The sequence below is a fragment of the Pseudoalteromonas sp. SR41-8 genome (assembly GCF_014163915.1).
In the GTDB taxonomy this organism is placed as follows: Bacteria; Pseudomonadota; Gammaproteobacteria; order Enterobacterales; family Alteromonadaceae; genus Pseudoalteromonas; species Pseudoalteromonas rhizosphaerae.
The window spans coordinates 108,468-123,690 of sequence record NZ_JACJEE010000013.1 but is presented as its reverse complement, the minus strand read 5'-3'; the positions used below and the strand labels follow the sequence as shown (position 1 = coordinate 123,690).

Genomic DNA, 15,223 nt, shown 5'->3' with positions numbered 1-15,223 from the left:
CAACTAACGAATTTGCTGATCAGCTAAACTTAGATTCAGCCCATGCAATTCATTACGTACCCATCGACCATCTAAGTATTGTTCAAGGTGGTCTTGGGCAAATGTTAAAAAACTACGTGCAGCATGAGCAATATGACGATCAGTGCGGATCACAAAGTACCAATGACTTGCTAAGCTTGCATCACTTACAGTTAATACTTTGAAGCCATGATCTCCTATTGGCAACACATGGCGAGACAGCACACCAATTCCCATTCCTGATGATACTGCAACACGAATAGCCTCATTACTTGCCATTTGCACGCTGTTGCTCAGTACTAAACCGCGTCTTTGCAGTTCGCTCTCAAATAACATCCGGGTTGCAGAGCCAGGCTCCCTTAATAAAAAGCGGTATTTCACTAGCTCAGAAAGTGCAACGTGTTGTTGATTAGCTAATGGATGATCAGTAGGCACAATAAACTCAAGCGGGTTTTTTAAAAACCGTGCCGCTTTTGCATGTTCAAGTGACGGTGGATGGCTAAATACATAAATATCATCTTCACCGCGTTCAAAGCGCGCTAACACCTCTGCTCTATTGCCAATCTCAAGAGGCAACTCAACATGAGGATGCAAATTACTATAGGGCCCGAGTAATTTTGGCAAAATATATTGTGCGGTATTCACCATGGCGATTTTACATCGCCCGCGCTCACCCCCTTTGAGTTCAGCTAAAAAATCGTTGTAATCATCAAAGTGGCCAAACACGCGTTGGCAAGTCCTAAATAACTCATGCCCGGCTTCTGTGACATGCAGTTTTTGTTGCTGCATAATCACCAGCGGCTCATCTACAGACTCTTGTAAACGTTTAATTTGCAGCGACACCGTTGGCTGAGTTAAGTGTAAACGCCGTGCGGTTTCACTGATCGAGCCGGTTTTTACTACACTCATAAACACTTCAAGCAGCCGAAAAGAAATATGTCTTAAATCCATCGCTATCACATCCCCTCTGGTATTAATCAGCCCATAGATAATAACCTATAACTAACTACCAATCATTTTATTATTTACAATGCATGATTTTATCTACAATAGCGCAACTTTAAATTAATAGGAGAAAGGTGTGCCAGATATTGTTGTAATGTTTTTTGTTTTGGGTTTAGTTGCGGGGATTTTACGTTCTGATCTCGTTATTCCAAAAGCAACTTACGAGACCTTAAGTTTGCTGCTGATGCTGACCATAGGCTTAAAAGGCGGCATGGTATTACACGGCAATCTTAGTTGGCAATTATTGCCAGAAATGGGCTCGGTGATGCTGCTTGGCGCATTTATACCTTTAATGCTCTACCCTATTTTAAAATATGTGATAAAACTTTCGGTAGCGAACAGCGCAAGTATCGCCGCCCATTATGGCTCCGTAAGCGCGGGGACTTTTGCAGTCGCCCTCGCTTATGCTGAATCGGCGCAGCTAGCAGTAGGTGCTGAAGTAACCCTGTATTTAGTGATGCTAGAGCTTCCCGCGATTATCGTCGGGCTGTTACTTTATCGACGACTTAATAAACAACATAGTGCCGATAATACCTTATCGCTTAAAGCACTCTGGCATGAAACCTTAACCAATAAGAGCGTTATTCTCCTCGTAGGCGGTGTTGTTATTGGTATGATGTATGGCACACAGCAAGGCAGCCAAGTAACTGGATTATTAACCAATAGTTTTAAAGTCGTGCTTGCATTATTTTTACTCGAAATGGGTTTAACGGCAGCGCAAACATTACGCCCTATACCTTGGCATCACTGGAAACTGACACTATTTGCTATAATCAGTCCATTAATATTAGGCGCGATTGGGGTCAGTGTCGGCACTTTATTAGCGCTTGAGTTAGGCTCAATCGTTATCTTGGGGAGTTTAGTGGCCAGTGCATCTTATATTGCAGCGCCTGCAGCTATAAAAGCCGCGATCCCCAAAGCCGATATAGGTCTGGCCATGCTCAGTTCACTAGGCATCACCTTCCCATTTAACGTACTTATCGGTATCGGTTTGTATCATCAACTTGCTGTTGCGATGCAATAAATTAAACAATAGATAAGGGCTATTTAGCCCTTATCTGTCTATAGGTTAAGCAAGCTCGGGCCATTGAATTGACTTACTGTCTTTGCCATTTTTACAGCTAAGTGGATCATTACCTTTATAATTTTTGCATCCCCAAAACTGCCCTTTTGCGCTATTGCGTAATACCATTTCAGCACCGCATTTATCACACGTTGGCACTAGATGGTTACAGGCTGTATTTATACATAATTTAAACCCTGTATAGCGACTGCGAGTCATTGGGCTTTGGCACTGCTCGCACGATTTTTCTTTATGCTCACAACGCGGAAATAACGAACAGCCGTAGAATGGCCCAAAACGACCACTGTGTTTTTTTAATACCCCGCTATCACAGCGCATACAGTTTATATCTGCGATATGTAATTGATCAACATCACTAGTAAATTCATCCAGTTCTATGTCATGTTCAGCAATTAACTCCGAGACAAAACAACTGCTATTGGTCATATCAGCAATGATGTAGGCGCGGTGTTTTGCGCGCGTTAGTGCAACGTAAAATAACCGTCGCTCTTGTGCGTAAGCGAAGTTTTCTGGCGCTGGTAATAAAGCTTCGATAATTGCGGGCGCAACTTTTTCAGATGGAAAACCATGTTTACCCTTTTGTAATCCGATAATAATAACATGATCGGCTTCTTTACCTTTTGAGGCGTGAAAAGACTGCGACTGAATTTTTAACAACGGGTATTTAACACTCATGGTTTTAATATCCGTATTTGTTGGTAGCTGAAACCAAAAGCGCGCTAAAAAATACACGGTTGTGGGTTTACATGCCTTGCTGTGTATTGTGCAGAGTATGTCATCAATCGCACCATTTAATAGTTCAGGAATGTCACTGTAATAACTATTTTTATAACCAATAGACGCATTACTACTGCGCCTTAATAACGACACACTAGGATGTGAAACCTGAGTTAAAGAAGTAATCGTTTTATCAAGCTGCGCGGGATTTTTACTAATAAATGCTGAGGCAACTTCACCAATTTTATTATTAAAACGAAACGTAAGATCCAGCGCCGTTTGCGTAGTAAAGCCAAAATACTTTGCAAACTCAGTGGTCAACTTAATATCAGCGCCGCTGAATCGGTAAATTGCTTGCCAATCGTCACCCACTGCAAATACTGAACTACCTTTGTTGCTATCGCGAAGTGCTTTAACCAATCGTGCTCTTGGCTGTGATATATCTTGAAATTCATCAACCATAATATAACGCCAAGGCGATTTAAACTTGCCCGACTCAACATACTCGATTGCCTTGATAATCATATCATCAAAGTCAATTTCACCGCGCTGCTGCAAGTGAGCGTTGTAGTTAGATAAAATTGGTTTTAATAGCGCCAACGCTTGGGTTGTTTGTTTGGCGTCAAGGGAGCGTTTAATGACATCAACTTCATCAGCATCAGTTAAATAAGCCGCCTTATATAAACTCAGCAATTGACTAAATAACGCAGCTAATACGGTGATCCTGCCAGTTTCTTTTAAGCTTTCGAGCAGTGATTCTAAGGGCAATATCTGTGTTTTCACGCTCGCACTTAAAAGCGCTTGTTCAAGTTCGCTTAACAGCTTACCTTGTTTATGTTGCCCATAAGTCAAAGCTATACAGTGAGTGTTATTACTGGCATGAGTGGTATTTTTCCAATCAATTTCGCTATGGTATTGCGCTTTATCAATGTAAGGCGCAGTATTGCCAGCGTCATCGATGCCGTAATATTCAATGTAAATATCGTACTCAGGTAAATAAAAATCAGGCTTGTACTGTCTGCGTTCAATGGTTTTTACGTCAATTTTATAAGGCGCTTCGTATTGATAATCTATGCCGTGATAAAACAGCCAATTAGCTATATATAACTCACCGAAGCTTTTTACCTTGTCGCCTTTTAGGCTACGGATATCGTTATCATTTAAGTAGCTGTAATAATCACCCAATGTTTTAAAATCAAATTCATTTTTTTCAACATAATAGTATTTACTAAAATAATCTAAAACCAGATGACGATACTCGGCACTGTTTTCAATCAATGATTCAAAGCACTGCTGCACCCATTTTGCTTTCACTTTTTCGTCTTCTGCAAATACACTCATAGTCGGTTTAGCACGTTCAACTTGTGAGATAATCGCCAGCCCAACACTATGAAAAGTAGCGGCTTTTATTTTATCGGTGGCGAGCTTATCTTCGATCCGTTGATCCATTTCATCAGCAGCTTTGCGACCATAGGCCAGCAATAAAATATCACTGTAACTTGCCTGCTGACTTTGCACTAAAAACCCAGCCCTGCCAATCATAACACTGGTTTTACCGGTGCCTGCGCCAGCCAATAACAAGTTATTATCGTCATCAATCACACAAGCACGTCTTTGACTTAGTGTTAATGGATTTGCTTCAACACGGTCAAAAAAAGCGTGGTGTAGGTTAAGTTGCTTAGTAACGTATTTTTGTTGTAGATACTGGGTAAGTGCAGCATCCCAGTTTGCATATTGCTCTAATACGTTTATTTTTTTATCCACTAAAACAAATGCGGGACTGTTTTTTATCCACGGCAACCAACGATCATGCTCTTGCTGTGCCAACCGCTGAATACGACTAACATAAGACTGGCGTAAATATCGCTGCTTGACCAGTTTTGTTATTTTATTAAGAAAAGTGTCAAGCTTAGCTTCATTAGCGTTCACCCAATAGCGTTCAAATTCAGCTTGAAATTTACGGTGAGCACCATATGCCAGCAGCGAAAATGTATGATTTTGTTGTGCCGTAACAAAAGAAATCGTTTGACCAAACAGGCCGAAAGCAAACGACGGCGGTGCCTCCAAATCACTCCAACTTATTTGTCTAGTTGAGTTACCTTGGCAAATAGTCAACATATGGTGATCAAACGCCAACATGGCTTTATTAGAAAATATCCTGCCAAACAGGCTAACTGCAATAGAATTCATTACTGCTGAATTCCTAAATAAAAAGAGTGAATTAACGGTATTTTAAGTTAATCAGCTGGATAAGTGTGAAAATAACGGCAATTATTTTAGCGTAGTTTTTCATCTGGATTTAAAAAGAACATTTTCTTCCAGCCTTGGCTTTGCGCGGTCATTAACCATGGGTACGGCAGTAACGATAAAATAGAGTAATGTACGTGAGGTTGTTTACCTGCCGCATTCCCCGTGTCTCCTAAGCTACCAATCAGCTCACTGACTGCAACATAGTCTCCTGCACTTACCGAATAACTTTCTAAGTGGGCAAAGTAATGCAGTCGCCACTTAGGCCCAAGTAATGCCACCACTTTACCACCGCGCTTTAGCTCACCTGAATACAGCACCACACCACTTACCGAAGCAACCACTGCCGTGTGTTTTTTGCCAAAAATATCTATCCCTTTGTGTACACCTGATTTACCCCAAGGGCTATACCAAAAGGTATTATGATGCCAATCATTTGCTGTTGCACCTTTGACTGGGATCACTATTTTTTCAGGTATGAGCAGCCCAATAACAAGGACTGTAAAGAACGTTAGTCCCATGTACTTCATCACTTTCATTACAACTTCCTTGAAATAGTTTAACAGTGAAATAGTTCATTATTGTTTGATACGTGTGCAACCAGCCACTCACACAACTCATGTGTTAAACTATCTTTTTTAAGCTGTAATTGGTCTACCTGCTGCGTTTTAACCGCCGTTAGCCATGCCTCTAGCATTGACTCAAAGCCCCGTTTATATAGCGTTGCTTGCCAATCATTTTGCATCGCGCTCTGCTGTATTCCATTAACCATAGAGGTCATATTGGTTAGCGATTCAAACCGCCACTTTTCATTCAAACCGGTTATTTCAACCACTTCTTCATTGCAGCCACTTAATCTATCCATAGCGCCTTGAAATAACCGCCCCTCAAACTCAAAACTAACATGTATTGCTGCCAATAAGCCTTGTGGATCTAGCTGTGAAAACACCTGTAACTGGTTAAGTTGATCAAAACGCTCTACATTTGCAAAATGGCATAAACTATCAACCACATGGATGAAGTCATCAAAAATAAAAGTGCGCGGCTGTGCTGGTAAATTTAAGCGGTTTTTTTGCCATTTAAGATGGCGTATTTGTGGCTTTGCAATATCGGCCATAATTGGTAAAAAGCGACGATTAAAACCTAAAAATAATGGCGTGTTATGTTCAGTTGCTAACGCAATAAGTTCACTTACCTCACTAAAACTATACGCTAATGGCTTATCCACAAACGTAGCGATTTTTTGTTCAAGTGCCTGCTTCGCAAACGTAAAATGAGACTCAGTATTAGTGTGGATCATCACCCCATCGGGCTTACACGCCAGTACCGCTTGGTAATCTGTAAAGCACTTTTGAACCCGATACTGCTTCGCTAACTGCGTTAATGTTGTCAGGTTTCGTGTACAAAAAATAGGATCGATCTGTGCATGTTGCGTGGCAATAGGTAAATATGCTTTTTGTGCTATATCCCCAAGCCCGACTAAAGCGATTGTTAGCTGGTTCATTTTTACTACTGCCTCTTGATGAAAAATAAAAACACAGCATACCAAGTTATTATTTAGATTGATAAAACAACTACAAATTTTAAACAATTTCGCTAAAAAAATGATACCAAAATGACGTAAATAACCGGTTTATTTACCTAACTAAGTGTTCTAAATAAAATGTTGAGTAAATATTCAAATATAACTTTACTTGTGTTCAAAATCGGATTAAATTCGCCGCAAAATTAACCAACCAAAAATAATTGCCAGCTATTAAAACACTCCAACGCAATTATTTATGCCCTTTAAATCGGATTCTTTAATGGTTGAGCTCGCTGCCGGTCATAAACCAAATAACCCACTTGCACCTGTTATTGGTTTGTCTTTTTTTGCTATTGCCTCAGGCTTTTTAATGAGTCTAATTCCTTTATCATTGAGCGCCTTTGGGCTTGATAATGAACTTGCCTCTTGGTTAGCTAGTGTCTTTTATCTTGGCTTATTAATTGGTGCTTTTTTTATTGAGCGTATTGTTGCAAGAATAGGCCACCGTCATGCTTTTCTGGCATTTCTGGGGTTATTAATTTTCAGTGTTGCAGCACAGCTTATTTTACCTAATGCCAACGTGTGGCTTTTAGCCCGCTTTGTAGCTGGTATCGCCGTAGCTGGGGTATTTGTGGTGGTTGAATCTTGGTTACTAATGACTGACACTGCCAAAGCACGAGCTAAACGATTAGGCCTGTATATGACATCCCTATACGGTGGCAGCGCCGTTGGCCAACTAGCTATCGATCCGCTTGGCACCAGTGGCCCACTCCCCTATTTGTTTGTTATTGCTCTATTACTTTTAGCGATGTTAGCACCGCTGCTGATTAAATCAGGGCAACCGCAAAGTCAGCACTCGCAAAAACTACAATTAACTGAGTTAAAAAAGCTCAGTCGCCCAGCAATTTTAGGCTGTTTGGTATCAGGATTAGTACTTGGCCCAATATACGGTTTAATGCCAGTATATATCGCTGCCCAAAGTGAGCAGGCCGCTTTTACTGGCACCTTGATGGCGGTGATTATTTTAGGCGGTATGTTAGTACAGCCGTTGGTGAGTTATTTATCAACACGAATGGCAAAAAGCTTATTAATGGCATTATTTTGTTTATTTGGCGCGATGGGTGTAGTTGGTATTATGCAAGCTGTACACTTCAACGTATTGATGGCCAGTTACTTTATTTTAGGGGCTGCAAGTTTTGCACTCTACCCCATTGCCATCACCTTAGCCTGTGACGCATTGCCAATCGAAAAAATAGTCTCAGCAACGGAAATTATGTTACTGAGTTACAGCTTTGGCTCGGTCTTTGGGCCTTTGCTTGCTGCCAACCTATTTGCTTCAGCTAACGGCATTATGTTGTATTTAGGCGGTTGTTTATTTACCACCTGTATTTATATGCTGATCAAAAGCCTTAAAGGCATCTCCACTGACAATACCCCTGTGGCAGGATAAGCCATAGCCTAATAACGCAAAAACCCCATGCTGAGTTAACAGTATGGGGCTTTAATTCAAGTAATAAGGCCTAATTTATAACGATAGGTATTCTTTAGCACGAGTAAGGTTATGCGATACCATCGCGCTATCAGCCATTTGTGCAGCTTCATATAAATCTGAAAGACCAGCGGTATCATTTTTAGCCATCATACGTGATACACCGCGATTACTTAATGCAAACGATGTTAATTCACGTAATTTAATTTTTGGGCCTTCGCTTTGTTTTAGCAACGCAATCGCTTTAGTACAAATAGTTTCTGCTTGCGCGTAATTTTTTGATTTAACGTTTAGTGCGCAATTATTAAATGATTGTTCAACTGGCTGTGGCGCTGTTGCTGTCTCAATAACCATTAATTTGTAATCACTTTGATCAGCCAGAGCAACAGCTGAACATGTTAATAGTGAGCTAAGAGCAATAGTTTTGATAAGTGTACGTTTCATGATTATATTCCTATTTGATTATTTGCCTAAATCGTGTCGTATCTGGTGCCGACAATTGAACTTTAGATTGTTAGCTCAATTTCAACAAACGATAAAAATAAACCTAATAGGTGAAGAAAATTAACTTATGGACTTTATAAAAATGAATTGTTACTGAAACTAGATTGAGCAACACAACTAAAAGGTGTCAATAGCGACACCTTTTTATCTATAAACAGCTACTTTATGTTTTTAATATGCGAGCTAATAATGCTGCTATTACTGATAAAATGTTTTTTCTGGGCTGGAAGGCGTTTGCACGAATGGTAAAGCAGGATCGTTCGTTAGCGTTTTTTCAGCTGTGGTACTAGGTATTACAGGGCTTGGGCCGACTGAGCCTTGCGTTGTTTCTGTGTTCAAAATTAATGGTAAACCATCTTTACCACCACCTATCACTACAACTTTACTATTGTTAGATTTGGCCAACTCCACTGTAGCTTCAATCCCTCGCCAGCGTAAATATGTTTCAGAAATACCACCACTGACTGTTTGCTGAAAATCTCGGATCCCTTCTGCTTCGGTCTTCTTACGCTGCGCTTCTTTTCTAGCAACAACTAAACGCATGTCGTATTCTTCGTTCAAATAATTTTGATTCACTTTTGCGATAATCGCATTATGTACCTTTTCTGGTATATTAACGCGCTTGATCAGCATATCATCCAAATTAACTAACACTTGCCCTGAGTGCGTCGCTTTTTCTTGCTGTAAAATTGTCTGCTCTTGTAATTGCAGTTCCTTTAAAACTTCATCTAGAAGCTCATTTTGCACTTGTAAACGCATATTACCGTACACTTGCTCTGCCGTATAACGCGATACAATCATGATCACCGCAGAATTAACTTCTGGTAGTACTGTTTCTTTTAGGTAATCCGTGCCAACTAACTTATGTAGATAAGGTATTTGTGAAACCACTGGCCGATAACGCACAGTCACATCTAACGAAATTTGTAAGCCTTGGGAAGTAATAGCGTGAATTGTTTCATCAGCAGTTTGAAACCGACTTGAATAAAGCGTTAGCGTATCCCAAGGCAGAACTAAAACTGTTCCTTCATCAAACGGTTTTTCCAAATAGGTACCACCGCCTAAACGTTTCCACAAAACTCCGACTTGGCCTGAATCAATTTTAATAAACATCACTGGCACCAGCACCATGCCTAGAAACATAAAAACCAGTAATGTGATCCCAGCTCTAAAACGCCATGACAAAATACGTTTATGAAATTTAGGCTTATAACGTTTAATAAAACGCATACTGATATTTGTGATTATTAATGCAAGTAGTAAACCCGCAAGCACCAACAGAGTCAAATCGGGAGTAATGACAATATTCATGATGAGACCCCATTGCTTACAATATCGTTATTATCGGTTAACTGCCCTTCCACCATTTTTAAATGGGCATCGGCTAAATGAAAGTATGTATCATCATGGGTAATTGCAATCACTGTATTTCCTCTTGCTTTGAGTCGTGGTAATACTTGCTCGTAGAATTTACGCCTAAAAATAGGGTCTTGATCGGCAGCCCATTCATCAAAAATATATACAGGTCGATTTTCTAAAATTGTACTCAATAACGCTAAGCGCTTTCGCTGCCCTGACGATAAGTCAACAGTGCTAAATTGACCATCGACGATACTCACTTTGGTGTTCATTTCTAAAAATGCCAACCATTCATCAATTTCTTGTTGTTTTGTATCGTGAATACCATACAGCTGTTTAAATAAATGAAAGTCAGAAAATACCGCTGTAAACAAGCTACGATAACCTTGCAGCGAAGTTTCATTGAGCTGTTGACCATCGAGGAGTATTTTTCCAGCCTGTAACTCATATAAACCTGTGAGCATACGAATAAAGGTAGTTTTTCCGCTCCCATTTCCCCCGGTAATAAAAGTAATTTTGCCTCGCTGCAGCTGAAAATCAATGGGACCAACTACAAAGGCATGTTCTCCAGGTGCACGATTATGCTGATAATATGCACCACTTAGTTGTATCTGTTCAAATGTTGCGAGCTCAGCATGAGCCGATTTAGTATGTTGAGTTTTTTCCTGTTCAGACTGTAACTCCTTTTCCAACGCTAACACATTTTGTCCAGCTTCACTGGCAGCGGTAAAAATAGGAATACCGCCGACAATACTGGTGATTGGGCCAATTAAAAACAGCGAAGCTGTGGTAACTTTAATAACCACATCGGTGTAGACATGCGATAACACCGGTACAATAAAAACCATAGCCCCAGTTGCCGCAAAAAAACTGATTTGCGATAAAATAAAATCGCTGGCAAACAAAGTTTGTGTTTTCGTCTTAGAGCGTTTAGCGCGCGCTGAGTCCATTGCAAACTCATATTCAAGATCATCCGCTCTTGGAACACTTAGCTTTACTTCTTTAAAGCCATCGAGTAAATCAGACAAGCGTTGAATTAATTTGTTTTCGCTCTCAAATGACTGCTGCATATTCTTTTGTATTTCGTCTGCCCGAAGCCGGTGAATGCTGCCGCCAAGCATAATCAATACGGCCAACACAATGAAAGCCACAAAGGAGTGATATGCAATATACATAGATGTAAAAAAAACTAAGCTAATTGACTGACCTATAATCACAAACAGTTGCGCAGACTGAGAAATAGTCTGTAATTCTTTGCTTAGCGTAGTAAAAATTTTCTCTTTACCAATCTTCTCTAAGGTCGCCAGTTCAGTATGACGAACACATTCAAACAACTCGACACGTAACCCATCTATGGCTTGTTCAACCATTTTTGCAGCTTTAGTCATTAATCTATGTTGGGTGAGGCCATAAATAGCAATGGTTAACGAAAATAAAGCGAGATAATAAAGAATATGATTTTCGCGGTGAATATCAGCAATATTTTCCGCAACATTATTTATTAGCGCTAAAACGAGGGCATTTGCTAATCCGGAAATACAACCTAGCGCAGCAAAAGTTCTTTTTTTAACTGTGATGTTTCGACTAATTAAATCGTATAATACCATTTTAGAATCTTTTATTGTTTTTTGATGGTCTTTATCAACACTCATTAACGTACAGCTGAATAATATTACCACTGCTTTAAAACCAGTGGTTTAACTAAGCTATATAACTAATTGAGCGTTAAACGTTGTTATCCATGTCGCTGTATTACTTGTTATGTATCTTGGCTATGTGTTGCATCTTTTTTGTGCGCAAAAATTAATATTAATAAACCGACAAAAGGTGTCAGCATCAGCGACAGCAAAAAAAAGCCTACCGGGCCTGCAAAAGTGTTTCGCCCCCAGTAACCACACAATAAACATAATCCTAAATATAAAATGACGATCATTATTAATTCCTTTTCAGTTAAGCTGTAATCAATTGATAAATAAACCAGCAATAACTGCTGGTTTATTTAGGGTTTAGCTCATTCTACTTACACTGCAGCTTGGCTTTGTTGAGCACTTGCATCACCTTTGTCTTTACGATACTTCGCTGCGATCTCAGAGATATCACCTTTAATACTCGCTAAATTAAGGTCTATCAATGTACCGCCATTTTCAAAGTGTCGAATAAACGTAGAACCGACTGCATGCGAAGATGCCGCCGAGATCACTGGCATAAATGCAATGGAACTAAGCGTTCCAATGATAGGTATAGCTTTAAGGAAACTACTCAAGCCAGCCCCTCCCAATGTCTGTGGAAAAGAGCCACCAATTACCGCACTAATAGTGCCTCGCAGCTTATTCTCACTATAGGATTGGCCATATACCTTAGCAATCTCATCAATCATTTTTATTTGAATACCTGTCAAAGCTACCAAATCAACCACTGGAATTGGAATAAGTCCGCTGCCAAATGACCATTTGCTATACTTATCGACGATGATCTGCGCTACAGCAACTCGATTTTCTGCTTCAACGAGATCTGCTTGTTGCTCAGAAACGGTGTCAGTATTCGCCTTTTCGTCCTTCGCTGTTTTTGCCGCTGTCATATTTTTTCCTCTATGAATTAAATTAACAGTTGTTGAACCCACCAAATTACTGCTCTAGTAAAACTTTAGTCAGTAACTTGCCCTTTTTCACTTTTCTTTTCATATTCATGAAAAGAAAAGTAATACTTTGCATAAACATGCAAACAGTAATTGGACTACAACCACTCCTTGTTCAGGTTTGGTTCCAACTTTATTAGTACTTAGCCCACAGCCAGTACAAGAAACTAATCAATTCAATTCTTTTGACATTCACCAATTCATCGACACAACTTTACGCATCAATTAATATCGCTTGGCACTTATCTTCTCGGTGCTTATCACTGTAAAAAATTATATTTCTGATCTCACTTGCAATGCAGTCCGACTCTAGTCCTGTTTTAACGTAATTACTAAAGACCATCACTGATTGATCCCGTTCCACTAAACGGTTAAAGCTTGTCACCCATGAATAAGGATAACTACCTGAGTACTGTAAAAATTTTTCATATTTTCGCAGGTTTGCATCAGCAGGATCTGATGGACAATCGGCAACTTTGCCAAACTGTAAAGGGTCAATAAATGTAACAAACCAACCATAACCATAGTATTCGCATTGCGTACTGTTACCGGTATTAGAATAAGGTGCAAATGCCACTAATTTTTGTGCCTCATCTAAAATTTTACTTGTGTATAATGCCTGATCCCACTTATGCATATCAGTCACTGTTGAGTACATATCACCAGCAGAATAAAGTACCAATGGATTGCTATAAGGATTCTTTAAAATATTCTCGTATGGCGCAGGACCGCCAACTAATGGCGGTCTGCCATTGGCTAGTGGTAAATATGGGTTTTGATTTGAGATATAGCCTGTGGTCATATTTTGATACACGCCAATGGCGCTAAATGAACCACTATCGTTCATATTAATGGGATCTAATATCTGTTCTTTAAGAAGGTTTTCGAACCAAAAGTTACGGTCAATATCGCCTTGGCTACCCGCAGCTATTTGCTCAATAATATTGCCGACCAAATAATAATTACAATTACTATATTGATACTTAGAGCCCGGAGTAAATGTCGGTTTTTCATCTTGTTCTGTACAAGTACAAAAACGATTACTGAAATCTTCAGGCCCATTTAAATTTAGCGTTTGATCATAAAGAAACGGCCGCCAACCATAATTATCATAAACGTCTTCATTATCACTGTAATTATTAATGCCTGAAGACATAGTCAATAAATTGTGCAATGACACATCCGCACATTGATTTTTAGGAAACCAAGGTAAATAGTCGCCTATAGTCTGTGTTCTTAAATCTTTTCCTTTGAGCATTTTCATTAACATGGTTGCCGCAAATGCTTTAGTGTTAGAACCAATTCGGTATTTTGACTCTGTAGTATTTGCAATATCATATTGCATATTTTGCGGTCCACAATTAGCCTCGTATACAACCGCATCAGCAGAAGTAATATACACAGTGCCAAAAAAGACTAAAGTGTCACAATATTCTTGCACTGTTGCAGCAATCATTTCTATCTGAGCCGCTGTGATAGTGACATTTTTTGCTACACTCTTTTTTTGCAAACAAGACGCTAAAATCAAACTTAATAAGCAGACAATCATAATTTTAAACTTTACATGCATAAGCCATTTCATTATTCTTCTCCTGTAAATAGCCACATCTCTTTGCCAAAATCATCACTGCTAACAAAGTGAAAATAGTCTTAGTAAACTTATTGTAATAACAACCAGTTAAGCCATGCCAACCAGTACTTTTCGAGGACCGCTATATGCTTCTCGTCCATGGGTGTACAGCATGTTATCAAGCAACAAAATATCATTACGCTGCCATTGATAAGAGAATGTAAGCCCACGATACACATCATTGATTGCTGCTATGTCTTGTGGGTCAATGTCCGTGCCGTCACCGTAGTACGCATTACGGGGCAAATTTGCCTCACCGATACTACTTCGCATTGATTGCACCACGGCACTGTCCATACTTGAACAATGAAAAAGATGGGCTTGATTAAACCAGACTTTTTCACCACTTGAAGGGTGAGTGACAACAGCAGGGCGGCATTGGCGTGTTTGCAATTTATCGCCATCGATCCATTCGAACTGTATGTCGTTTGCATGGCAATAATGTTCAACATCACTTTTACTCTGTGTTTGAAACACTTCTTGCCAAGGTAAATCAATATCGCCGTAGTTTCGCACGTACATGACGCCTAACCGCTCAAACTTTTCTCTGATCCGCATGGGTATGTGGTTATACACCGCACGACTATCGGCCAAGGGAGTATTGCCCCCAGTCGTCGCTGGCACCACACAGAAAAACCCCATTCTCTTAGGCCAATTATTCGAATATGCATTTTCGTTGTGTTGTAAAATCACCTGATCTGCATGGTATTCTGTGGTGGTATAAATATTATTCTTCAACGCAGTGCGTGGCGATGAACGATAAACATACTGCTTTAGAGGCTCACCAAAAATAGTTTCTAAAATAGTACTAAATTGGTGAGTACTCACAATATTTAGCCCTCTCAGTAGCGCTAAACCATCTTGATTTACCCAATCATTTATTAAGTCAGTATTGGCTTTAACCCATGCCAAACCACTTTGCTTTTGAGCGCTCATATCATGCACACGGCAATCGCTATTGTCAGTGCAAAAATCCATATCTATTGCTAATAACTGATCCATTTCATTCC

Annotated in this window: 13 protein-coding genes; 2 read left to right on the top strand and 11 right to left on the bottom strand. The window is 39.8% G+C overall.

The annotated features are described in order from the left end of the window. Window positions 1-3: 3 nt before the first annotated feature. Entirely contained in the window at window positions 4-969 is a 966-nt protein-coding gene (locus H5162_RS10960) for a LysR family transcriptional regulator (RefSeq protein WP_182778519.1), read from the bottom strand. 130 nt (window positions 970-1,099) lie between these two features. Here H5162_RS10960 and H5162_RS10955 point away from each other — a divergent pair, with 130 nt between their 5' ends. Then, complete coding sequence (locus tag H5162_RS10955) at window positions 1,100-2,047, top strand: sodium-dependent bicarbonate transport family permease (protein WP_182778517.1); 948 nt, start codon at window positions 1,100-1,102, stop codon at window positions 2,045-2,047. 45 nt (window positions 2,048-2,092) lie between these two features. On the opposite strand, the gene H5162_RS10950 is transcribed toward H5162_RS10955, so the two are convergent. From H5162_RS10950 to H5162_RS10940, 3 genes are all read right to left on the bottom strand, one after another. Continuing rightward, on the bottom strand, window positions 2,093-5,014 hold the full coding sequence (locus tag H5162_RS10950) for a UvrD-helicase domain-containing protein (RefSeq protein WP_182778515.1): 2,922 nt from the start codon (window positions 5,012-5,014) through the stop codon (window positions 2,093-2,095). Window positions 5,015-5,100: 86 nt separating this feature from the next. Further along, on the bottom strand, window positions 5,101-5,610 hold the full coding sequence (locus H5162_RS10945; RefSeq protein ID WP_182731274.1) for a M23 family metallopeptidase: 510 nt from the start codon (window positions 5,608-5,610) through the stop codon (window positions 5,101-5,103). A gap of 20 nt (window positions 5,611-5,630) precedes the next feature. Beyond that, window positions 5,631-6,575, bottom strand: a complete 945-nt coding sequence (locus H5162_RS10940) for a Gfo/Idh/MocA family protein (RefSeq protein WP_182778513.1) — start codon at window positions 6,573-6,575, stop codon at window positions 5,631-5,633. A 301-nt stretch (window positions 6,576-6,876) separates the two neighbouring features. Here H5162_RS10940 and H5162_RS10935 point away from each other — a divergent pair, with 301 nt between their 5' ends. Beyond that, on the top strand, window positions 6,877-8,046 hold the full coding sequence (locus H5162_RS10935; RefSeq protein WP_182778511.1) for an MFS transporter: 1,170 nt from the start codon (window positions 6,877-6,879) through the stop codon (window positions 8,044-8,046). A 75-nt stretch (window positions 8,047-8,121) separates the two neighbouring features. Here H5162_RS10935 and H5162_RS10930 read toward each other — a convergent pair whose 3' ends face one another. The 7 genes from H5162_RS10930 to H5162_RS10900 all read right to left on the bottom strand — a co-directional run bounded on the left by H5162_RS10930 (window position 8,122) and on the right by H5162_RS10900 (window position 15,215). Then, window positions 8,122-8,529 (bottom strand): hypothetical protein, encoded by a 408-nt coding sequence (locus H5162_RS10930; protein ID WP_182778509.1) that lies wholly within the window; start codon window positions 8,527-8,529, stop codon window positions 8,122-8,124. 258 nt (window positions 8,530-8,787) lie between these two features. Beyond that, window positions 8,788-9,900, bottom strand: a complete 1,113-nt coding sequence (locus H5162_RS10925) for a prohibitin family protein (RefSeq protein WP_145233046.1) — start codon at window positions 9,898-9,900, stop codon at window positions 8,788-8,790. Further along, window positions 9,897-11,600, bottom strand: coding sequence for a cyclic peptide export ABC transporter (locus H5162_RS10920; protein ID WP_259398210.1), 1,704 nt, complete (start codon window positions 11,598-11,600; stop codon window positions 9,897-9,899). The genes H5162_RS10925 and H5162_RS10920 overlap by 4 nt, the downstream gene beginning before the upstream one ends. Before the next feature lie 107 nt (window positions 11,601-11,707). Continuing rightward, a complete protein-coding gene (locus tag H5162_RS10915; protein WP_182731271.1) occupies window positions 11,708-11,881 on the bottom strand; it encodes a hypothetical protein in 174 nt (57 codons plus the stop codon). Between the two features lie 87 nt (window positions 11,882-11,968). Then, window positions 11,969-12,526, bottom strand: coding sequence for a YcjF family protein (locus tag H5162_RS10910; RefSeq protein WP_145233045.1), 558 nt, complete (start codon window positions 12,524-12,526; stop codon window positions 11,969-11,971). Window positions 12,527-12,797: 271 nt separating this feature from the next. Then, window positions 12,798-14,165, bottom strand: a complete 1,368-nt coding sequence (locus tag H5162_RS10905) for a serine hydrolase (protein ID WP_182757581.1) — start codon at window positions 14,163-14,165, stop codon at window positions 12,798-12,800. Between the two features lie 96 nt (window positions 14,166-14,261). Beyond that, window positions 14,262-15,215 carry a TauD/TfdA family dioxygenase gene (locus H5162_RS10900; RefSeq protein WP_145233043.1) on the bottom strand — a complete coding sequence of 318 codons (954 nt, stop codon included), beginning with the start codon at window positions 15,213-15,215 and terminating at the stop codon, window positions 14,262-14,264. Between the last annotated feature and the right edge of the window lie 8 nt (window positions 15,216-15,223).

What these genes read in the sequence shown, in the direction of transcription:
- H5162_RS10960 (WP_182778519.1), bottom strand. Translation starts at nt 969, where the DNA reads ATGGATTTAAGACATATTTCTTTTCGGCTGCTTGAAGTGTTTATGAGT.
- H5162_RS10950 (WP_182778515.1), bottom strand. Translation starts at nt 5,014, where the DNA reads ATGAATTCTATTGCAGTTAGCCTGTTTGGCAGGATATTTTCTAATAAA.
- H5162_RS10945 (WP_182731274.1), bottom strand. Translation starts at nt 5,610, where the DNA reads ATGAAAGTGATGAAGTACATGGGACTAACGTTCTTTACAGTCCTTGTT.
- H5162_RS10940 (WP_182778513.1), bottom strand. Translation starts at nt 6,575, where the DNA reads ATGAACCAGCTAACAATCGCTTTAGTCGGGCTTGGGGATATAGCACAA.
- H5162_RS10935 (WP_182778511.1), top strand. Translation starts at nt 6,877, where the DNA reads ATGGTTGAGCTCGCTGCCGGTCATAAACCAAATAACCCACTTGCACCT.
- H5162_RS10930 (WP_182778509.1), bottom strand. Translation starts at nt 8,529, where the DNA reads ATGAAACGTACACTTATCAAAACTATTGCTCTTAGCTCACTATTAACA.
- H5162_RS10925 (WP_145233046.1), bottom strand. Translation starts at nt 9,900, where the DNA reads ATGAATATTGTCATTACTCCCGATTTGACTCTGTTGGTGCTTGCGGGT.
- H5162_RS10920 (WP_259398210.1), bottom strand. Translation starts at nt 11,600, where the DNA reads ATGAGTGTTGATAAAGACCATCAAAAAACAATAAAAGATTCTAAAATG.
- H5162_RS10915 (WP_182731271.1), bottom strand. Translation starts at nt 11,881, where the DNA reads ATGATCGTCATTTTATATTTAGGATTATGTTTATTGTGTGGTTACTGG.
- H5162_RS10910 (WP_145233045.1), bottom strand. Translation starts at nt 12,526, where the DNA reads ATGACAGCGGCAAAAACAGCGAAGGACGAAAAGGCGAATACTGACACC.
- H5162_RS10905 (WP_182757581.1), bottom strand. Translation starts at nt 14,165, where the DNA reads ATGAAATGGCTTATGCATGTAAAGTTTAAAATTATGATTGTCTGCTTA.
- H5162_RS10900 (WP_145233043.1), bottom strand. Translation starts at nt 15,215, where the DNA reads ATGGATCAGTTATTAGCAATAGATATGGATTTTTGCACTGACAATAGC.